Raw genomic sequence first — 21,957 nt, 5'->3', positions numbered from 1 at the left:
GATTATAACTGTATGTGAAAACTATACCAAATTAAACAAGGCTAATAATGACAGCTTCGCGTTCACTCGCGGTTAAAATTGAGGCCAAATGCAATTGAATGTCGCAGGCTTTACCAATTATATGAAAATCATAGCCTTGGCCATTGTTATCAAGTATGCAACTGAGGTAATTGTCTGCGATTGTAATTTGGCTGATTCGAGTAATCTCAACCTGAGATACTTTTTGAATTGGTGCCTGCTTTACAATTAGCTGGTTATTATCTCTAGTAATAGCATTCGCAAGCGCATGTTGCTCTATAAATTTTGCACTATAACGACGAGAAAAAGCCCAAAATGCGATTGCAATGACAAACCCATTACTAAAAATGGGTATAGGTGTGCCATTCGGTGATGCTGTGATCTGATAAATACCTAAAATAAAAAACACCAAAGCCAGCACCAATAAGCTGCGTTGTTTTTTCTTATGAGTTAAATTCGAAAACATGAGTACCTTACACTGCTAAAAAATTAATTGTCTGAGGCTTTAAACCCACGATTTGAAGCTGCTCGATTAACTCTCTCTCAATAGAGGGTAATAACTGTTGCCTATTTGCTTGGGTGAGTGCGAGCTCATCAATAAAAAAACAGGTAACTTGTAATGTATTCTCTGGCTTTTTCAAATTAATCGTATGCGTAAGGTGACTAAAGTCGCGGTGCGTATCTTTTATATTTTCGCAGGCAGTGGTCAGTACTTTGCGAAGTGTATTATCTAGTCGTTTTTCAGTTTTTGTCATTTTTAGATGCTTGCTCGTTTGCCCTATTGTTTTTGTATTCGTCGTAACCGCTTTCTTGGCGCTTTACACATTCGTGATATTCTTTATCAGCCATGTAGTTACATTCATTTAATCGCGCTGATTGAATCTCATGATAACGACTGTCAGATGTACAGGCAGCTAAAGAAAGTACAAATAAAACACTAAATAACAACCTCAGTGTATTGAAAACCATTAAAAATCCCTTACGTTTTATGCCGAAAAAATAATTCATCCGACGCGATTTTGATGTATATTGCACACGTTTTGAATTAATTACCGTTAAGGCTGAATTATGATGTTGTCGCAGTTACAAGAGCTGTTCCAGCGTATCGATAAAAGTAAAATATTTCAATCATTTGTTATTGCCGTTATTGTAATATCTGCGCTAACTGTAGGCGCTCACACTTATTCTTTACACCCTACAGCCGAGCTTGCTTTGCATTGGATGGATGTAGGGATCACTGTATTTTTCCTTATTGAACTCGTTATACGCTACATTGCCAGTAAAGGTATAAAAGATTTTTTCTCTAAAGGCTGGAATATTTTTGACTTTATCATTGTGGTAGGCAGTTTATATCCGGCAGCAGGATCGACAATATTTATCGCGCGGTTACTCAGAATATTTCGTGTACTGCGATTGGTATCAATGATCCCTGAGTTACGCCTTTTAGTGAACTCATTACTTAAAGCGATTCCACAAATGGGGTATATCGCCTTGCTCATGTTTGTGATTTTCTATATTTATGCCGCTATGGGCAGTATGCTATTTGCTGAAATAAACCCAGTACTGTGGGGAGATGTATCTATCTCGATGCTGACATTGTTCAGAGTTGCAACGTTTGAAGATTGGACCGATGTAATGTACGAAACAATGGCGGTGTATAAGTTAAGCTGGATCTTTTACCTTACGTTTATCTTTTTAACTGCATTTGTATTTTTAAATATGATGGTTGGCGCTATTTTAGAGGTAATGTCTGAAGAGCATCGTAATGCCCGTGAAGAGAAAGCTGATACAAACTCATTACCAGCAACTCAGGGGCAAGTGAACGAACTTAAACAACAACTCGCTGAATTAAAGGCACTCCTTAAAAAGTAACAAATAAAGGTGGTAAATAATTGTTATTTATCACCTTATGTTTTAAATTTGCCAACAAGAGCGGTCAGTGTATCAGATAATAGATTGAGCTTGTCACCACTTTCACTGGTGCTGGTGGCAATCTCACTGACATCATCCGCAGCGTTTTTAATTTCTATTACATTTCGGTTGATGTCTTCTGCAACATGCTGCTGCTCCTCGGCAGCTGTTGCTATTTGAGTATTTAAGTCACTAATGGTAACAATTGATTCAGTGATTTCAGTAAACTGCTGTTGCGCAGACTGAGACAGACCTACTGTTTTTTCAGTACGCTCTAAGCTTCGCTTCATCTCACTTGAAACTTGACCTGACATAGTTCTTAATTTATCTAATTGACCAGCAATTTCCTCTGTTGACTCCGATGTGCGCTGTGATAATGCTCTCACTTCATCAGCCACTACAGCAAAACCTCGACCATGTTCACCTGCACGAGCAGCTTCTATAGCGGCATTAAGTGCAAGTAAATTGGTTTGCTCAGCAATCCCTCTTATTACACTTAATATAGACATAATATTTTCGCTTTCGGCATCCAACTGAGATATGTCTGAAGTTGCCTTTATGATCACATCACTTAATGATGCAACACTTTGTACTGTTTCAGTTATTACAGACTGACCAATCTCAGAGGCCTTCTGTGTTTGCATAGCTAAATCAGCGGCATTTGCACAACTGGCTGAAACCTCATTAGCTGTTGCAGCCATTTCATTTATCGCTGTCGCCGCCATTTCAAGCGCTTGTTGCTGCTGTGATGTAGAGCTTGTTAGTTGCGATGCCTGTGATGATGTTTGCAACGATGTGTCACTCACCTTTTGTGCACATTCGTTTATCTGCTTTACTAGATCGGCAATAAGATTAAGGAATAAATTAAAACTATTCGCTAACTTAGCTGTTTCATCTTTTGTTTTAATCGAAAGCCGTTGTGTTAAATCTCCACCACCGCGAGAAATTTCAGTTAGACCATCACTTACTTCTACAATAGGTGCGGAAATTAGTTTGGCAATATAACTCGCTATTATGATGAAAACAGCAATCAGCACGGCACTAATAAATATAATATAAAGAGTGATTGTATTCGCTGCGCTCATTACTTCAGACTTTTCGACTAACGCAATAAACTTCCAGCCTAAATTACGAGATGTATAAATACCGGCAAGGTAATCGGTATTATTAAGCGTAAGCTCAAACTGGCCGGATGTATTATTAGCTAATGCTTGATATTTACCACCAGCAACCTCGGATAATTGCTTAAATCGGTAATCATTATTTTTAGGGTCAACTAAGATAGTGCCATTATCTTCGATCAGCATTAAGTAACCCGTTTCTCCTAGCTTAATATCAGCAATGATCTTGGTAAGACCATTTAATGATACATCCATTCCTTGAACACCAACAATGCCTCCATTGTCTTTAATCGCCTTTACTGTAGATACGAGTACCATATCGTCTATTGCCCAGTAATAGGCGTTAGTGCGAATAGTTTCGCCATTCGCTTGAACCGCAGCTTTATACCAAGGCCTATCTCGTGGATCGTACCGCGCATTAACTTCCCCCTGAGGCCATTGTATGTAACCTCCTTGTTCATTACCCATATAAATATAAGCTAATCCTGGATGAGTCAGACCGAAGTGATCATACGCTTTGAACACCTCCTGTTCGGTGGTGCTTTGTTCAAGATGATTAAGAGCAACAGAGGTGTCCGCGTCCATGTGGGTTTTAACATTTACTTAAGCAGCAAGAACGCGGGGATCAGATGCAAGAAAGTCGACGTTTTTAGCAATTTCGGTAAAAAACATCACAATAGCATTGTCAATTTGCGTTGCCTCGCGCTGGCTTAATAGCGCAAAGTTATCATTAGCTTGTTGCCGAGTTTGTGTAATGACCAATACGGCAATGATGAATAAAGGTAGTACTATTGCTGAAGCAAAAGAGAGCTTCAGTTTTTTAGAAATATTCATAAAAAATACCTAAAGAGCTTTCTAAAAATATAGTGCTTAAGTGTTCTTTGAGCAAATAATAGTAGGACTAAACATGTAAAAAAGAAAAAGTAAATTAAAAAATAAAAAAGGCCAGCAAAAGCTGACCTCATCAATAACTTGTAAATTTAATAGTCTTTAGCAACAACAATTTGTAACATACGCCGTAAAGGCTCTGCAGCACCCCACAGTAATTGGTCACCTACAGTGAATGCACTGATATACTCAGGCCCCATCGATAATTTGCGGATACGACCAATTGGAATATCAAGCGTCCCCGTTACTTTTACAGGCGTTAAATCTGTAGCGGTAATATCACGCTCATTAGGTATCACTTTAACCCACTCGTTGTGAGAGGCTAAGATCTCTTCAACTTTTTCAACGCTGATGTCTTCACGTAATTTGATGGTCATGGCTTGTGAATGACAACGCATCGCACCAATACGAACACATAAACCATCTACAGGTATTGGTTGCTTAGATGAACCTAAAATTTTATTTGCTTCAACCTGCGCTTTCCACTCTTCTTTTGATTGCCCTGATGGCATTGGCACATCAATCCACGGGATTAAACTGCCTGCCAATGGCACACCAAATTGATCTTGAGGTAAATCGCTTGAAGCAATTTGCTCAGTTACCAGCTTATCAATTTCTAAAATGGCAGCTTGCGGGTCGGCAAGTTTATCAGCAACACTTGCGTGAATAGAGCCCATTTGAGCAATAAGCTCTTTCATGTTGCGTGCGCCTGCACCTGATGCAGCTTGGTAAGTCATAGGGCTTACCCATTCGATCAAGTCTTGCTCAAACAAACCACCTAAAGCAAGTAACATTAATGAAACCGTGCAATTACCACCCACGTAGGTTTTAACACCCTGTTCAAGGCCTTGCTCGATTACGTCTTTATTAACTGGGTCGAGCACAATGATGCTATCGTCGCTCATACGAAGCGCTGAGGCGGCATCAATCCAATAGCCATTCCAACCTGACTCTCTAAGCTGTGGGTAAACCGCTTTAGTGTAATCACCACCTTGGCACGTAATTACAATATCCATTTTAGCAAGTTCATCAATGCTGGTGGCATCAAGTAAAGGTTTTGCTGTGCCGGCTATGTCAGGTCCTAATTGACCTGCTTGTGAGGTTGTAAAAAAAGTGGTATCAATATTGGCAAAATCCTTCTCTTGCTGCATACGTTCTAATAACACTGAGCCAACCATGCCCCGCCAACCGACTAATCCTACTTTTTTCATTGTTTGTTCCACTGTTTGAGTCATAAGAAATACCTAATACGTTAAAAATTAAAATTCATTGCGTGAGATTTAATTTTTAGCAACTTAAATCTAGCATTGCAGTAAATGCAAAACCAGCAATAGTCATAGAACATAAAAATATTTCATATTGAAAAGTCAGTCATGGGTTTAATCTATGTTTATATCCTCTAGGTTGGCATCTAAATTAGGCGGTGTAATGTCTATTCCTTTGCGTAATTGCTTGACCACCGTTTTTAATACCTCTATGCGAGCATACCATTTGTACTGCGCAGCGATAGCATGCCACGGGGCTGCAATAGTGTCGGTATTAGCAAACATTTCGTTTATAGCAGTGACGTATTCACTTCTTTTTTCGCGATTACGGATATCTTCACTGGTTAATTTCCAGCGTTTATAAGGGTCTTGCAAACGACCTTCAAAGCGTTTATGTTGCTCATCACTACTGATATTTAAGAACAACTTAACAATACGAACATCGTCATCTAGCAATAAGCGTTCGAATTCATTAATCTCTTGATACGCGCGCTGCCATTGCTCGTCTCTGGCAAATCCCTCCACACGCTCAACTAAAACACGCCCATAATATGAGCGGTCAAAGATGGCGATGGTTCCTGTAGCTGGTAGCTTAGTCATAAAGCGATAAAGGTAATGTTTTCCTTGTTCCTGAGGCGTTGGCGCAGCTATAGGGTAAACGCTAAACCCTCTAGGGTCTAAACGCTGAGTTAAACGCCTAATTGCACCTCCTTTACCAGCTGCATCCCATCCTTCTAAAACGATAATAGCGCGCCGCCCTTGATGAAAATAAGCCTGCTGAACATGCTGTAACTCAATTTGCCAACGTTTTAACTCTTGTTTGTAGGCTTTTTTATCTTTAATGCATGGCCACTGTTGCTCAGGGTTATCTAGCTGTAATGTCGGTTCTCTTAGTTTGATGGTACTAACTGTGTGCACAACAATTCCTTATGAACTGGCGTATTAAAGTTAAAATTAACATAACAAATATGCAGGCAAAAAAAAGCCCTACGTAAGTAGGGCAATTGTAGTTAGGTTTTTTATATTTGCCTTCCTGGGCAGAACAAACTTAAAACTCGTAAGAGTAACTAAGACTTAATTCAGTGCCTTCATCACGTGAACGAACTATGATATCTGACTGAGTAACTTCTTTATCTTCACCAAGTAAGTTTTGTACTTTGAACTTAACTTTAGAGTTAAAATCTGGGTACCAAGTATAAACTAAATCTAATGAGTTAAATGGTTGCTCATAGGCATCATCACGCCCAGCGACACCGGCAGCGAGTATGCGCTCCCCAAATACATTGTAAACTAATGAAGCACTATGAATGCCATCTGGAGAATCATAGTTTAGTTGCATATTAACAACATATTCTGAGTGACCTGTCATACGCTTTTTAGGGTTAGTTAAATTACCAGCTAATGCAGGATCAATCGAAGCTTCAGAATCACTTAGTGTAATATTACCACTTGTGAATAGCCCCTCTGTTACCATAGTAAGATCTTGTAACCACTCAGCTTCAACACCATAGACTTCAGCGGTTTCGCCATTAATAAAGCTAGCAGAATAGTCATCATCACCGACTCTTAATACAGTTTCAATTGGCGCTTGAATATCTTTGTAGAATGCAGCTACACTAAATGAGTTGCCTGCTTGACCATAATATTCATAACGTAAGTCATAGTTTTTAATCGGGCTACTTTTAAGCCCTACACGACCAAAGGTACGAATATCTGTAAGCGGATCAAAGTAAGTAACAGGCACAACTTCACGGAAATCTGGTCTAACAACCGTCTCACCATAGCCAGCACGTACTTGATAGTTTTCGCCACCTAAATAGGTTAGAGACAATGCCGGATACCAATCATCTTCTAAGATAGTCCCATCTTCAATATTCTCAGCTGACCAAATATTTTGTAAATCATCACCATCAAAGATTAAACTTGAAGTCCCCACGGATGTTTGACGAAACTGTTCATAGCGTACACCACCACTAACCCGTAGCCATTGATCATAGATAACATCAAAGGAACCATATCCTGCATCTATTTTTTGTGCAGCAATATAATCATCCGCATCAGGTGCTGTTGGCTCATTAAAGTCAACGAGTACACCGTTATTATCAATAAACTCATCTGATAAATAACCACTATTTGCAAGAGGATCATTTGTTCCATCGTTAATAGATATTGGCGAACCTGAACTATTATTTACAGTAAAGCTTGATGTATTATAAACACGCGCTCTGTCTGAAAAATCATAGCCAACTTTAAATTCTACATCCATAGAGTCAAAAGTAAGTGGTAGATTAAAATTACCACCATATGAAGTTACGTGCTCTTCCATGTCTGTATAAGACATAATTACACGGTTATCATCACCAGTTATTGTTGAACTGGCGTAATTACCTTCATCGTCATATTGATCTCTGAACTTATAGTTTGCATTAGTTGGAATATCGGTTGTTGCTTCAGAGCGTGTATATTGCCAGTCAAAGCCTACCCCCCAGTAATCAAGGAAAGTATGTTGGCCTAAGAATTGGCTAATATTTAACTCTCTTTGTTCAAGGTTAAACTCATGATCACGATTAGCTATACCATTTCCAGCAATACTAAATGTAGAACTGCCCGCAGGGCTTTGAGAAATTGAAACTTCAGTTTCATCTTCATTATCTACAATATATAAATGCTGTGCTGAGATGCTATGAGTTTTATATGAATAACCAACGCTACCGGTTAAATTGTAACGTTCATTTTCAGTAGTAACCGTAGAGTTTTTTAACGTATTGTAGCAAGAATTAGCAACATTTTCAGGTGTGCTTAAAGTGGTTGAACAGCTTTCTAAATCTTCTTGATCTTGTGTAATTACAGATGAGAGCTGTGTGCTAGAGTCCCATTCGTTTACATAAGCACCAGAGAGCAAAAAGCCGATTTTGCCACCAAAATAAGACTCTTCAAAGCTATTACCTAAATGTGCTTTGACGCCATACTCAGGATCAATTGAATCTTCTTTTAATGCATAATTACGCGGTAAAGATTTAAGTAACTGACTGTTAATAGCAGTAGCTTGATCGGCGCGAGTACCTTGTTCACCATCAACAAGAAGGTCTCTACTAACAATGTTACTAACACTAAAATTACCGTGATATTGTACTATTGCATCTTTTAATGCTTGTGGTATCCCACTGTCTGAGCCTGAATATTTATAACCATCATTTGCAGAAGTGTTATAACCTACACCTAGCTCAACACCAGCAGTAAACTCAGATGGTATTGACTTGGTACGAATATCTATATTACCACCACCAAAAGACGCTGGCATATCTGGCGAGTAGGCTTTTTGTACCGCCATACTTTCTATTATACTCGCTGGGAATATGTCTAATGGCAATACATTTCTGGTTAAATCTGGGCTGGGAACATATGCACCATTTAAGCGAGCACTTGAATAGCGTTCGCCTAAACCACGCACATATATAAATTTACCATCTACTAATGTTAAGCCAGTAACACGACGAAGAGCAGATGCAGCATCACTATCGCCGGTTCTTGAAAGTTGTTCAGCACCTAGTATATCTGCAACAAACGCTTGATTTTTACGCTCTTCAACAACAGCTGCTGCGCTACCTTGAAGGCGTGTACCAACAGCAACAACTTCTTCAATTTCGTTATTTTCGAGTTGTTCGTCGGCAGCGGTTACATTACTAGTGTGGACAAACAATCCAAGGCCAATTGCGAGTGACAGTTTACTCAGCCTATATTGTTTTGACATGATTTACATCCTAATCAGTTTGATAAAAAACAGGCGCCAATTGCTTTTAAATAAGCATTAAGGCGCCTACATTTCATAACTCTAAATGAGCAGGTATTAGTCTTGAGCAGCTGCTGCTAATGCAGTTTCAACCCATTTGTACCAGCTAGAGCTAGTATCTGTATCAGATACTGCACCGATGTAATCAACAGTGTCGAAAAAGCTATCTTCAAGCGAAGTTAAATCATTTGCAGAGATTGTTACATCCGTAGAGGCTGTGTTAGTAGCAAAGCCATTTTCAGCGAATACTGCAACATCATCTGTTAAGATTTCACTGCTTGCACTATTTTCAAACCAAGATGCTTTAGTTTGACCAGCCAGGGGACCTGCTGCAAATGTATCTGTTTCAGCAAAGTTTGATGAACAAGCCATAACTGAGTTGTTAAACATAATTTTATCAGCTTGTTTTTCACCATCAGAAGAAATTTCAATACACGCGGTTTCAACAGCATTTTTCTTTACTAATAGAGAATTGTAGATACTTGCATTAAATTCATCGTCAAATTTATAAGCTTGTGAAGGGTCATCATCACGTACTGATTTAGCATCAGTCGTGATAACTGTGATATTTGCTAAAGTTGGATTAGTTGGTCCAACTTCAGCAGAAGACTCACCTTTAACACCATCCGACTCAAAACCATTATTACCCATATTTGCAATAGTGCCATCAGCTAAAGTTACAGTGCCGTGCTGGACAAATAAGAACTGTCCTTTACCTTGCCACCCTGCATCAAAATCAAATGAGTCATCTTGTGTATCAGTAACCACAATATGTTTAATTGTCGCTGCACCACCAAAGAACTCGATCCCATCATCAAAACCTTGGTGAATATGTAAGTAATCGAATGCAGAACCTGAACCAACAGCATTAAGCGTTAGAGAGTTAAGGTCATCACCAGGGCCACCAACTTTAGGACCTGAGCCAGCGTACCAAATTTTAGCCCATTTAATACTACCACTAGAATCAGCATTATCATTACCACCAAAGTAGCTTGTAATTCCTTCAGATGGTACGTTACACGTACTCGCTGCGCGTTCTGCATCAGTACATTGGTCTGTTATACCGTTACCGTTAATGATGATGCCACCCCAATCAGCATAGCGAGCGCCATTACCAGTACTATCAAAACGGTCAAAAGCGTTTGCAGATGTAAATGTAATAGGTTTAGCTTCTGTTCCATTTGCTTGAATTTTCGCACCGCGGGCAATACGGATTATTGCTTCACCTGATTGAAAGGCAAGTGTTGCGCCTGGCTCTACTGTTAAAGTAGGTCCATTTTCAGGTACTGTAAAACCAGTCGTTGTATCGCCATCTTTACCAATTAAAAGTGCTTCAGCAAATAAGTGAACACCACCGTCTGGAATTTCTTCAAAGGTGATGTTACTTGTAATTTCTATAGATTTACTAGCAAAAGAATCATTGTAAGTACAATCTTTACCATCAAACACACCTTTTACAGTACCAGCATCTGACTCATAGCTGGCACATTCAAAGTCATCAGTTGAACCACCATCAGTAGTAGAGTTGTTTGAGTTATTAGTACTATTATCAGTAGTAGTGCTGTTGTCGTTTACTGTTGGTGTGATGTCAATATCGCCGCCACAAGCTGCTAATGTTACTGCAGAAGCAAGTAGGCTGACCTTGAATAAGTCAGATAGTTTCATTGTAATACTCCGTTGAATTTCGATTATTGTTAACGCTTTAAAAAACTAAGGCTTAAGATACTTAAGGTTTATGACAAACGAGTTACACTTTGATAAACATAAAGTGACAATCTAAGTTATTTAATTACAATAACTTAGGCTTATAGAAATGAAAAAAGCCGCCCGAAGGCGGCTTTGGTGTTGCGATTATAAATTGCTCAGTAAACGCGTATGCGATTACTTAAAGTAAAGCGGTGCGAAGTGTCTCTGCATGAACTTTTTCGCTTTTAACGTACTTGATCCACTGTGTCGCTAAACGTTGTGATTTTTTATGCTTTTCAGCTTGTTCAAACGCTAATATAGACGCATCAAAATTCTTTAAATTATATTGTGCCATACCCAGTGCAACATAGGCGTTTGATTCAAAATCTAATCCGCCTTTATCCAGTGCAGCACGGGCAGCATCAGCCGCTTTGTTGTAATGCTGCGTATTTATTAGCACTTCAGCTAATCGCTGGTCATACTTGCCATGAGTTGATAAGTCAGCAGCTTTTGCGAAAAATTGTGCTGATTTTTCATCTTCTTTCGCTTGTACCATTGCCTCAGCGATAAAAGCATAATTTTTAGCCGTTTTTTCAACTACACCCGACGCCATAGCTTGCTGCATCACATCGGCTGCTTTATAAGAAAGCCCATTATACATATACACTTGTGAAAGCTGAGTTAACGCAGACTTAGAGGTTAAAAAGCCCTGCTGGTATGCTGCTTCTAAAACAGCCAACTGTTTTTTCTCAGCCCCTGTTTCACCATACATACCGCCTAACTGCACCCAGTATTCAGGCTTATTATAAAGTTTAACCATGCGCTCAAGCACATCAACTACCCTTTGCGGTTGATTTAGCGAATAGTACATAGCGCGTTGTAAGACTAACCAGTTTTCTTTAGGTTCTTTACCCTCACTATCAGCCTGAGCAATTGCTTGATTAATGCTGTTAATGCCTTTGCTATAATCTTTCATTTGATAAAAAGCTTGGGCCTTAAGCACATAATACGCATCAGTTTTTGGCTTAGTGTTAATATTATCCCAATCATTTAAAAATGAGATTACTTTGTCGTAATCACCATTGGCCATTGCCAATTGCGCTAAACTGAAAGTCGTGCTTAAACGTAATGTTTCAGGGATAGCCTCTGCATTAACAACATTCTCAAATGACTCAATCGCTTTCGCTAAATCGTTCTCGTTGTAATAAATAAAACCATAAAAGTTATGCATCATGGCTATTTCATAATCATTCATACTTGACGCACGTTCTTTTATGCTATCCAGCGCTTCAAGTCCTGCTTTTGCATCTCCGTCATCAGCTAACTTTTGCGCACGTGCTAGCTGGCTGTATACTTTTTCACGCAGTGCTGGTACACGCTTAGTTTTTTGCTCTGCCGCATAGGCTGTCGCGATGTTTACGCCAGGTATAAAGCTAACAACTGTCGGCAACGCTACGCTGGTGGTGAATGCTGTGGCACAAATTAGTGCAATTTTTAATGGTTTCATAATCGCCTCGCTACTCTATCCATTTATTTGGAATGAGATTTTGTTCTGTACACCCGCAACTTCAACGGCTTCTCCGTTTACTACGCGTGGTTTGTATTTAAACTTAAGAGCCGCATCCATCGCAGCTCGGTCAAACAATGACTCAGGCTCTGCTCTAACGACTTGTGGGTCGCGAACGGTGCCTTGTTTCGTTACAGTAAATTCAACAATGACATACCCTTCTATGCCTCTTGATAGGGCTCTTCTGGGATAAACAGGCGCCACTTTTACAATTGGTAAATATTCGCCATCGCTGGATTCAAGTGCTAAACCACCTGCAAGATTTACATCGGCTTCTACATTGGCGCCAAAGTCAAAGTTTGAAGCACTCGCGTTAGGATCACTGTTTTGCATTTGCGGTGAATCCATTGGCGGAGGTGGCTCTTTCGGCTTTGGCGGCTTTTGTGGTTTACGCTCTTTCTTTTGTACCGTTTCTTCTTTTTTTAAACGAACAAAATCAAGTACATTCCCTTTAGCTGGCTCGCTCATAGCGCCTTCACCACCCGTTATCAACGCTTGCATGCCTAAAAAAAGTAAAAAAGTAACAATACCTGCAATTACTAATGCAACTAAATATCGCAACATATCAGTTCCTTATTACGCTTCTTGCGCAGCAATTGAGACATCGAACGCGCCAGCTGCACGTGATGCATCCATCACTTTAATTAATACTTCAGTGGTGGCTTTTTTATCTGCTTGAATAACCACACTACCCTGTGGGTTTTCTGCTTTTAAACGTTCGATATTGGCTTGCACAGCACGCTCATCTACTTTACGTTTATTAATCCAAATTTCACCGGTATCAGAGATAGCAACTAAGATGTTCGCACGTTCTTTTTTAACTGCGGTTGCCGCTTCAGGGCGGTTCACATCAATACCCGCTTCTTTGACAAATGAAGCTGTTACAATGAAGAAGATAAGCATGATAAAAACAACGTCTAGCATTGGCGTCATGTTAATTTCTTCTGCTTCGTCTTCTTGTAATAAATTACCTAATGGGGCTCTCATTTTTTTCTCCTTGGTAAAGCAGCCATTGGCTGCTTTACTAAAATTATTATTAGTGGTCTAAAACCATATTATCTTCAAGCAACTCAACTTCGCGTTTCGCTCGGCGTTGTAAAAATGTAGAGGCAAATACACCAGAGAGCGCACCAACCATTCCCGCCATTGTTGGGATAGTTGCTTTAGACACACCCGATGCCATAGAGCGAGCACTGCCAGTTCCTGTCACTGCCATTACATCAAATACTTCAATCATGCCTGTTACTGTGCCAAGTAAGCCTAGTAGCGGGCATAGCGCAACCATTACATTAATTAACGCTAAGTTGGTATTAAGCTGCATACCGGCGCGTGAGATCATCGCCTGACGAATTTGCTCTGCATTCCAACTATTACGCTCATCGCGGCTACGCCAAGTGGCTTTTACATCGCGTTTGTATTGCTTGTAACCTTGAAAGAAAAATATAAATCGCTCGAGTATCAATAACCACATCGCGAAGATTAACACTCCGATGACCAAGAGAACTTGGCCACCAGTGTCGAGAAAATCACGGATAGCATTGATTGAGTCAATCAACTGCACCATGGTTTATGCTCCCTTCTCGCTACGTTCGGCGATGATACCTGCGCTTTGCTCTTGGATAATTAACAAGATGTTTTTAGCGCGTGTATTAAGCAAGGTGTATAAAAATACGGTTGGAATTGCCACAACAAGACCCAGTACTGTTGTTACAAGTGCTTGTGAAATACCGCCCGCCATTAGTTTCGGGTCACCTGTACCAAACAACGTTATTGCTTGGAAGGTATTGATCATACCGGTTACTGTACCAAGTAAACCCAGCAGCGGTGCGACCACTGAGATGATCTTGATAAGCGTTAAGTTACGGGTGATTTTAGGCATTTCGCGTAAAATCGCTTCGCTTAACTTAAGCTCAAGTGTATCGTAAGCAACATCAGGGTATTGGTCTTTAACTTTCATTACACGGCCCAGTGGATTGTCATCACGGGCCACGTTATCTTTAAGTTGACGACGAACTTTACCGCCAATTAGCATCAGTGATAGGAATCGTTCAATCGCAATTAGTAGAGCAATAACACCCACACCTAAAATTACATAGCCGACTGTACCACCTTGGTGAACACGCTCTTGCGTATCAGGCGCTTGGACCAATAATCCAAGAATTGAACCACCTGTTGGGTCAAGTGCAAATTGCACAACACCTGAATCGGCACTCTGTAATTCTTGCGCCGTAGCAGTAAAGCGCGACACTGGCTGACGAGTAAGTTGGCTAATCGTATTTGTAGCTGCGTTATATTCTAAGTATTTACCGTTAGAAATAAGGTTAAATGCACCTACTCGTACAACTTCTTGCTCTGCTTTAGCGCCGCCTTCTACGATAACGTCAGTAGTAAAGCGAGAAACTTTACCTTGCTCGGTCATCTCACGTTGTAGTTCGTACCACACTTGTTCAATATCCTCGATTGAAGCAAGGTTTGAGGTTGAACCCATCTTAACCGCAAGCTCATCCATAAATTTGCTGCGTTCTTGAATTTGGGCAGATACAACCGAGGTCATAAATTTATTGCTTGAATCACCTGCAACTTGTTGCAGAACACCAAACAATTCTTTTAGTGAACCCATACGGTTTGATAATGTGTCTGTTAAGTTAGCAAGCTTAACTTCGTTTTCTTCAAACTGTGTTTCAAGGCGCTCAGACTGTGCAAGCATTTGATTACGCTTGGCCTGCGTGTCTTGAAGCATTTGCACTTGTTCGTTTTGGCGTGATTTAAATTCTTGTTCACGTTGCTGATTTTGTGCTGATTGCGCTGATTTACCCTGCTCTAAGGTTTTTAATAACGCATCTAAATTCATTGGTTCTGCTGCCATGCTGCTTGCAGCAAAGCCAAGGCCTGTTACAAGAGCGGCCATTTTTGTCATTTTGGTAAGTAATTTCATCGTCAAAAACCTCTTATTCAGCCGCGTGTACTGGTAGTGTTAACATGTCTGGGGCAAGTTGCTTACGAGCAATGCGTAAACCTTTACTGATTTGGCTAATTGTTGAATCTGGTAGCGCAACAAATGACTGTGTTTGTTGATCCCAACTGCCTGCTTTTTTACCATCACGCGTTAAATAGATAAGCTCTAAACGACCGATGCGTAAAAAATCAACTTCGCGCTCTTGGCCTTCTACATTGAGTAACGCTGTATAAGCCTCAATTGTACGACCGTAATCTACTTCAACCTGGTAAGCTTCTAAAAGGCGGCGAAATTTCTCGCTTGAATTGATATCAGCACGGTCCATCATGCTTTTTAGCGATGCAATTCGTTTTGCACGTTCTTCTTTTAAAAAAGGCACATCAAGTGATACAAATTGTTCAAGGCCCGTAATCATACGGATCATCAATGGCGTAATTTGACGTTCAATCACAGATACTTTATCCATAGAAGCATTTAAGTCTTCCATTTCTGTAATCTGATTATTTAATTGCTTGCTTAGCTGTGCATTATAAACAGCCAAGCCATCAATCTCTTTGTTTAGTGCTGTAAATTGCTGAAGACGACCTTGCATAGAGTCTGCAATCTTGTCTATTTTTGTTTGTGATTGCGCAGCTGATTTATTAATTTCACTGCTTTTGTCGATTACCGTATTAAGCTCATTAGCTTGTACTGTGGCAGTAGCTGCTACAATACCTGCAAGAATCAATGGTTTAACGCCTATCATCGCATACACCTTACTCGTTAATTACTATTGGTTTGTTTTAATGAGCGAGAGTTTAGAGATTAAAGATGACAAGAGTGTTGCTTGAAAAAGTCTTTTTTGTTACAGCTGTAACAAATAATACAACTAGGGTGATACTTAAATTATAAATCATTGAAATTGAGATAAATTTCAAAATTACAGTGTGAGCAATAGAAAACAAATATTATGATAGGCAACTAAGCATAAATAATTAACAGCATCTAATTAGGGTATGATGAACTTGGCGGATTAAATTTCGTTTAAGTTAGAGAGCCACCCATGGCGACAACAAAGCGTAAATCGCTACCAAACGACAGTGCCTGCTTAGCATTAATTCTGCGTTAGAGACTATTTATAAAGCCGCATCATAACTTGCTAACAATGCGCTCAATTGTACTGTAGGTAAGTTGCCAATGAATATAATCTATAGAGATAGGATATATGCTGCCGTGTGCAATTAAAACTAATGAAGGAAAACCTTGTATAGGCCATGCTCTGACACGTGCTATCTCTGTCATTAGCTCTTTATCTAAATTGGTTGAGGTTAACTGCTGTTCGAAATCCTCTTTTGTTGCTATCCCTAATTCTTGAGCAATTTCAGCCAACACACTATTGTTTGAAGGATTACGTGCTTGAAGGTAATAAGCATGTTGAATCGCTTCAATCATTTGTGATTCTTTTTTTACTTTACGCGCCAGCAAAGCGGCTCTGCAAGCAGGGTAAGTTGAACGCCTAGGCTGGCAAATGTGCCAAAAGTCAAAGTTAAATCTGGTACCGAGTTTGTTACTTATCGTATGCCATGTGTTTTGTAACATATGCTGCATTTGCTCTGGCATTGGTTCTGAACTATCAGGGGCCAAGCCACCAACACGGTATTCAATAGTTACAATACCGTCGAGAGCTTGCTTTAATTGCTGCCAAGCAGGTGTAAAACCCCAGCACCAACTACACATAGGGTCATAAACATAAATAAGCTTTGCTGTATCAGACATTATAAAAAATCACTTGCGGAATAAACGACACGATTACGGCCACTATGCTTAGCATTATAGAGCCTGTCATCAGCAAGCTTAACGCCTTCATTGAACTGTTCAATATGTTTAACCTCTGAAATACCTATGCTACATGTGAGATCAATTTTTATATTTTCATAAATAAATGCTTTATTATCGACTTGCTCTAATAAAGTCTCAGCCATCGTTGCAGCTGTTAAAAGTGCTGTTTCAGGCAAAATGACCATGAACTCCTCGCCACCGTAGCGTACTTTAATATCATGAACTCTTAAATGATCTTCAAGTAAAGTAGCAAAATCAACTAACACTTTATCACCAGTATTATGACCGTAGGTGTCATTAATAGCTTTAAAGTGGTCTAAATCGATTAATAAAATACTTAACGGTAAATATTTAGCAGGGTTAGCGCTAGTTAGTGGCAAAAAGTGACTCAATATGAAACGCCTGTTAGCTAAGCCAGTAAGTTGATCGGTATGAGCATCTTTTTTTTGCGACAAGGTCATATCAGCTATCTCTAAGTGGCTCTTATTTCTGAAGTACTCGCCAATCAAGCTAAAAAGAAACACAAGTGAGAACGCAGCAGTAAACCGACCTTTTTCGGTCACAGGGTATTCAACTTGCCCAATACTCGGCCCATAAAGTAATAAGCTGGTGAAAAATAATAAAAGTGATACAAGGACAAAACCTAGCCGATACCCCAGAGTAGAAAATGCAACCACGGGGTAGAACATTACCCAATAAAGCGCAGTGCTTTCTTTTCCTCCAGTATAAACCAGCGCCAAACATAAAATACATATAATGGTTAGCACTATTACTGCAATAGTGTTGAAGCGCCCTGTTCTATAAAAATACAAAGCAAACAACAATAAGCTAATGTCAGACACTATAAGGGTAACGGTTAAAAATATTGGATAGACGTCGTAATTTGAAACAACTAACGTTGTGATTAGAATCAAAGCTACGAATATCATGGTGAAAAAAGTAAAAGCGCGGCGTTGATTTTCCGCGCTGTAAACGTTTTCAATGTTGATTAAACTTAACCAACTTGATTTATTTTCAAATTTTGGCATTAACGAGTTATTATTCTTATTTAATTATACTTTAAAACGAAGAACCATTTTTTCTAGATCATCAAACTCCAACTTCAAACGCGTACACTCTTCCAACGTATTGTTTAAGTTAACTTGACCCTGCTGCGATAACTCACTAATTGTATGAATATCACTATCTAAGGATTGAATTACATGATTTTGCTCTGTTGTTGCGTTAGCAACGCTATGATTAACATTATCGATTGACTCAATTGCTTTAGTTACGTCAGCCATTTTATCGCCAGCAACATGAGCCTGTTTTACGCTGTTATCACTTTCGAGTAAACTCGCTTTCATAACATTTACAGCACTTTCAGAACCTTTTTGTAATTGAATTACAGTGTCTTCAATTTCTTTTGTTGATTGCTGCGTTCGGTGAGCAAGCTGCCTCACTTCATCCGCAACAACAGCAAAACCTCGGCCAGCCTCTCCTGCTCGAGCGGCTTCTATTGCTGCATTTAATGCTAGTAAATTGGTTTGCTCACTCACCCCTTTTATGACCTCAAGCACTTGTTCAATACTGGCCGAGTGCTTGGCAACACTGTTGATAGTTGTTTGGGCTTTTTCCATGTTGGTAGAGAGTGAGTTAATTGCCGCTATATTTTCGTTTAACGATTTTTGGCTTTGCACAGATTGCGCGTTTGCATCAGTAGCAAGGCTAGATGCATGGCTTGCACTATTAGATATCTCAACTGCACTAGATGAAAGCTGGTTAATAGCAGTTGCAACGCTATCTGTTCGCTTAGTTTGGTCGCTATACATATTCAAGGTTGACTCTGTTTGCTCTACAAGGCTTTCGACTGAGCGTTCTAGTTGCACTGTTGTGGTTTTAACTTGATCAATTGAAGTATGTATTTTATCAATAAACGCGTTGAAATAGGCTGATAGCTCGCCAAATTCATCGTCGTTTTCTATTTCTAAGCGGCGTGTTAAATCACCTTCACCTTGAGCAATATCTTTAATAGCATCATTTAATCTCTGCATTGGGCGCATTAAGTAACGCAGTGAATACTGCATCATGAGAACAATAGCAAACACCCCTAAAACCAAATAGATTGCAGCCATATTGCGAAATGATGCAACAGAGGAATACGCAATTTCTTTATTAATTACAACACCTAGATACCAATTAACATTCTCAATTCCTTTAATTTTAGTAAAAGAAACTAGAAAGTCATCGCCATTGATCTCAACTTCTACAAATTGAGATTCCAATGGAAGGTTTTTAGAAAACAATTTATCCATATTTTGATCGTTCAATTTGGTATTCGGGTGACTCAAAATTCGACCGTTACTATCAAGTAAAAAGCCATAACCAAAGCCTAAAAAATCAATCTCGTTTACAATTTTGGTGATTGTTTTCATATCAATATCTGCGCCTGCTACACCATTAAATGAACCATTGATGGTAATTGGTGCAACAGCCGATATTGTAAGCTCATTCGTTGTTACATCTATATAGGGTGTGGTAAAAGCAGTGTTCGTTTTATTTTCGACTAATTTATACCAAGGCCGCTTTGTGGCATCGTAATCTGCAGGGAGAACAATACTTTGATCGTTTAGCACAAATGTACCATCTGGCTTGCCTATATAAGTATTTTTAAAGCTACCCGCCATTTCTGCGGTGTTAAGTTGGCTCAAGGTTACAGCTTCAGAGTCAGTTTGCTGGTGAGTTTTGGCAACGGAAACAACAATCGCCAGCTTATTATTGAGCCAATTAGCAATATTTTGTGAAACCGACTGAGAGCTTTCTTGCAACACTGCTGATAGTTGCTGCTGGGTTTGGGTCCGCATTGAAATAAAATTATTGATAGTAAACAAACCAAGTACCAGAACTAAAACAATCGATGCAGCAATAGTAACTTTGGTTGTAAACTTTAAGGAGCTTTGCATAGGGAGCCTATTTATTTTTCTTTATTAGCATCTTAGTTTTAACAAATAACAGTGAATTTGTCTCATTTAATCGTTATTTGTCACGCTATTAACAACAAAAATAAGCATTTAGTACTAACTGTAATTTATTTATTATGAAGTATTAAGTTTATTAGGTAAATCTAAGCTGCCAGATAATTAACAATATCATTTATATATTCTTATTACAGTGTAGTTAAAATTATAAATTAATCATGTAAGGTAGCTATTGGAACGTTCCTATTATTTTTCATTGCATTTGTAGTGAATACGTATTCAATAATTTTATATAACAGGTTTAGCTGATTGGTAATGCTATTAATTGTGCTGTGACAACAATTAACTTTATATAACCAAACCAGCTCAAGATACAAAATTGCGCATTTCACAGGGTTGGTTTAAAAACGATGCCTACTGCGTTATTAGTTTTGGCAATAGAACCACTATTGTATCGGTCAATGCCTTGCCTAAGCCTCTTTTAATTTAAACGACACTCGCAGCTAGGGTATAAGTACAATAAATAAAAATGCACTTGCCAAGGCAAGTGCATTTTAAAAAACGGATGTATTTTATGAAAAATTATTTACTGACTAGTTGTTGCCATCTATTTGATAATTTAACAACGTTAAGACCATACCAAGCTATAAATACATAACAAAGAGCCGGTATAAAGAAACTATCTTGAATACTCATAGTGTCTGCTACAAACCCTTGCAGTAAAGGGATAAGTGCACCACCAACGATAGCCAAACATAACCAGCCTGAACCTTTACTTGTTTGAGAACCCAAACCTTCAATCGCCAGAGAGAAAATGGTTGGAAACATGATTGAGTTAAATAAACCAATGGCAAGCACGCTGTACAAAGCAACATTTCCTTGCGTAAAAATAGTGATTAGCAACAATGCTATAACCGCAAATCCATTAAAGGCCAATACTTTAGATGGCGCTACTTTTTGCATTAAAGCAGAGCCAATAAACCGACCGACCATTGCCCCACCCCAGTAGTAAGCTATCATTGCTGAAGCTGCATGTTCTTCTAATCCTGCAATATGTGCCTCACCAAAAAAGTTAACTAAAAAGCTACCAATAGCAACTTCACCACCAACATAACAAAATATACCAACCACACCCATAATAAGGTGAGGCGCTTTAGTTAACGAATGATCTTTCGCCTTACAGTCGTTTTGCTCTTTGTGGGCGTTTATTTCAGGCAACTTTAAAAATGCAAATACAACAGCAATGGTTAGTAGTGCAGCGGCGAGCATTAAATATGGAATTTTAACCGATTCAGCAGATGCAGCACCGGCCGTTAAAGAGCCCGCAGCGCCAAAGAAAAGAATCCCTCCAACATACGGGCCTACTGTTGTACCAAGCGAATTCAATGCTTGAGCTAAATTTAGACGCGAAGAAGCTGTTTTTTCAGGCCCAAGCGCCGCAACATAGGGGTTTGCCGAAACTTGTAATACGGTAATGCCACCAGCAAGTACAAATAAAGCAGTTAAAAATAACCAATATTCATGTACAACAACCGCAGGGTAAAACAATAAACACCCTATTGAAGCAACTACTAAGCCCGATAAAACACCATTTTTGTAGCCAAAATTTTTAACTAATAAGCCAGCAGGTAAAGAAACAATAAAATAAGCACCAAAAAAACAAAACTGTACCAGCATTGCTTCGGTGTAAGATAAATCAAAAACGCCTTTCAAACGAGGAATTAACACATCATTTAAAACCGTTATAAACCCCCATAAAAAAAACAGGGTAGTCATCGCCGTTAAAGCGGGCAGATAATTTTTATTTTGCTGCTGCTCATTTGTTTCAAAATGTTGGTTTGTATTTATTTCACTCACGTGGTTTTCACTCCATTAACAAGTTGCTATTGATTTTACACATAGCATCAAGAAGATCACAAACTATTACTGGGAACGTTCCAATTATTATAGATGGGTAAAACTTACTGTAGGAGTAAAATT

At 39.2% G+C, this 21,957-nt stretch carries 20 protein-coding genes; 1 reads left to right on the top strand and 19 read right to left on the bottom strand.

Translation table 11 applies throughout. The annotated features are described in order from the left end of the window. Positions 1–31: 31 nt before the first annotated feature. Genes ACFI4Z_RS04335 through ACFI4Z_RS04325 form a run of 3 tightly spaced genes read right to left on the bottom strand, consistent with a single transcriptional unit; the run spans position 32 to position 987 of the window. A complete protein-coding gene (locus ACFI4Z_RS04335; RefSeq protein WP_462669484.1) occupies positions 32–484 on the bottom strand; it encodes a hypothetical protein in 453 nt (150 codons plus the stop codon). Between the two features lie 7 nt (positions 485–491). Then, positions 492–773 carry a hypothetical protein gene (locus ACFI4Z_RS04330; protein ID WP_462669483.1) on the bottom strand — a complete coding sequence of 94 codons (282 nt, stop codon included), beginning with the start codon at positions 771–773 and terminating at the stop codon, positions 492–494. After that, positions 760–987 carry a hypothetical protein gene (locus tag ACFI4Z_RS04325; protein ID WP_462669482.1) on the bottom strand — a complete coding sequence of 76 codons (228 nt, stop codon included), beginning with the start codon at positions 985–987 and terminating at the stop codon, positions 760–762. The genes ACFI4Z_RS04330 and ACFI4Z_RS04325 overlap by 14 nt, the downstream gene beginning before the upstream one ends. Before the next feature lie 102 nt (positions 988–1,089). On the opposite strand from ACFI4Z_RS04325, the gene ACFI4Z_RS04320 reads away from it, so the two are divergent. Then, positions 1,090–1,890, top strand: a complete 801-nt coding sequence (locus tag ACFI4Z_RS04320) for an ion transporter (protein ID WP_462669752.1) — start codon at positions 1,090–1,092, stop codon at positions 1,888–1,890. 35 nt (positions 1,891–1,925) lie between these two features. Here ACFI4Z_RS04320 and ACFI4Z_RS04315 read toward each other — a convergent pair whose 3' ends face one another. The 16 genes from ACFI4Z_RS04315 to ACFI4Z_RS04240 all read right to left on the bottom strand — a co-directional run bounded on the left by ACFI4Z_RS04315 (position 1,926) and on the right by ACFI4Z_RS04240 (position 21,834). Further along, positions 1,926–3,635 carry a methyl-accepting chemotaxis protein gene (locus tag ACFI4Z_RS04315; RefSeq protein WP_462669481.1) on the bottom strand — a complete coding sequence of 570 codons (1,710 nt, stop codon included), beginning with the start codon at positions 3,633–3,635 and terminating at the stop codon, positions 1,926–1,928. Between the two features lie 18 nt (positions 3,636–3,653). Continuing rightward, a complete protein-coding gene (locus ACFI4Z_RS04310) occupies positions 3,654–3,884 on the bottom strand; it encodes a hypothetical protein (protein WP_462669480.1) in 231 nt (76 codons plus the stop codon). Positions 3,885–4,030: 146 nt separating this feature from the next. Continuing rightward, positions 4,031–5,173 (bottom strand): aspartate-semialdehyde dehydrogenase, encoded by a 1,143-nt coding sequence (asd, locus tag ACFI4Z_RS04305; RefSeq protein WP_462669479.1) that lies wholly within the window; start codon positions 5,171–5,173, stop codon positions 4,031–4,033. Positions 5,174–5,317: 144 nt separating this feature from the next. Further along, positions 5,318–6,121, bottom strand: a complete 804-nt coding sequence (locus ACFI4Z_RS04300) for a polyphosphate kinase 2 family protein (RefSeq protein ID WP_462669478.1) — start codon at positions 6,119–6,121, stop codon at positions 5,318–5,320. Between the two features lie 130 nt (positions 6,122–6,251). Then, positions 6,252–8,954, bottom strand: coding sequence for a TonB-dependent receptor domain-containing protein (locus ACFI4Z_RS04295; RefSeq protein WP_462669477.1), 2,703 nt, complete (start codon positions 8,952–8,954; stop codon positions 6,252–6,254). A 96-nt stretch (positions 8,955–9,050) separates the two neighbouring features. Then, positions 9,051–10,658 carry a hypothetical protein gene (locus ACFI4Z_RS04290; protein ID WP_099293310.1) on the bottom strand — a complete coding sequence of 536 codons (1,608 nt, stop codon included), beginning with the start codon at positions 10,656–10,658 and terminating at the stop codon, positions 9,051–9,053. Between the two features lie 220 nt (positions 10,659–10,878). Further along, entirely contained in the window at positions 10,879–12,186 is a 1,308-nt protein-coding gene (locus ACFI4Z_RS04285) for a tetratricopeptide repeat protein (RefSeq protein ID WP_462669476.1), read from the bottom strand. Positions 12,187–12,201: 15 nt separating this feature from the next. Then, positions 12,202–12,807, bottom strand: a complete 606-nt coding sequence (locus ACFI4Z_RS04280) for an energy transducer TonB (protein ID WP_462669751.1) — start codon at positions 12,805–12,807, stop codon at positions 12,202–12,204. Positions 12,808–12,822: 15 nt separating this feature from the next. Continuing rightward, positions 12,823–13,233 (bottom strand): ExbD/TolR family protein, encoded by a 411-nt coding sequence (locus ACFI4Z_RS04275; protein WP_058559390.1) that lies wholly within the window; start codon positions 13,231–13,233, stop codon positions 12,823–12,825. 49 nt (positions 13,234–13,282) lie between these two features. Next, a complete protein-coding gene (locus tag ACFI4Z_RS04270) occupies positions 13,283–13,810 on the bottom strand; it encodes a MotA/TolQ/ExbB proton channel family protein (RefSeq protein ID WP_099293316.1) in 528 nt (175 codons plus the stop codon). A gap of 3 nt (positions 13,811–13,813) precedes the next feature. Beyond that, positions 13,814–15,181, bottom strand: coding sequence for a MotA/TolQ/ExbB proton channel family protein (locus tag ACFI4Z_RS04265; RefSeq protein ID WP_462669475.1), 1,368 nt, complete (start codon positions 15,179–15,181; stop codon positions 13,814–13,816). Between the two features lie 13 nt (positions 15,182–15,194). After that, positions 15,195–15,947 (bottom strand): DUF3450 domain-containing protein, encoded by a 753-nt coding sequence (locus tag ACFI4Z_RS04260; RefSeq protein WP_462669474.1) that lies wholly within the window; start codon positions 15,945–15,947, stop codon positions 15,195–15,197. Between the two features lie 383 nt (positions 15,948–16,330). Next, complete coding sequence (locus ACFI4Z_RS04255) at positions 16,331–16,957, bottom strand: DsbA family protein (RefSeq protein ID WP_462669473.1); 627 nt, start codon at positions 16,955–16,957, stop codon at positions 16,331–16,333. Continuing rightward, positions 16,957–18,048, bottom strand: coding sequence for a GGDEF domain-containing protein (locus ACFI4Z_RS04250; protein ID WP_462669472.1), 1,092 nt, complete (start codon positions 18,046–18,048; stop codon positions 16,957–16,959). The genes ACFI4Z_RS04255 and ACFI4Z_RS04250 overlap by 1 nt, the downstream gene beginning before the upstream one ends. 24 nt (positions 18,049–18,072) lie before the next feature. Continuing rightward, a complete protein-coding gene (locus tag ACFI4Z_RS04245) occupies positions 18,073–19,962 on the bottom strand; it encodes a methyl-accepting chemotaxis protein (RefSeq protein WP_462669471.1) in 1,890 nt (629 codons plus the stop codon). Between the two features lie 597 nt (positions 19,963–20,559). Further along, positions 20,560–21,834 carry a sugar MFS transporter gene (locus ACFI4Z_RS04240; RefSeq protein WP_462669470.1) on the bottom strand — a complete coding sequence of 425 codons (1,275 nt, stop codon included), beginning with the start codon at positions 21,832–21,834 and terminating at the stop codon, positions 20,560–20,562. Positions 21,835–21,957 lie beyond the last annotated feature (123 nt).

Source organism: Pseudoalteromonas sp. RWi3, from assembly GCF_054960735.1.
Note: the sequence above shows the minus strand (reverse complement) of the source record. Positions and strands in the feature narration are given on the sequence as shown.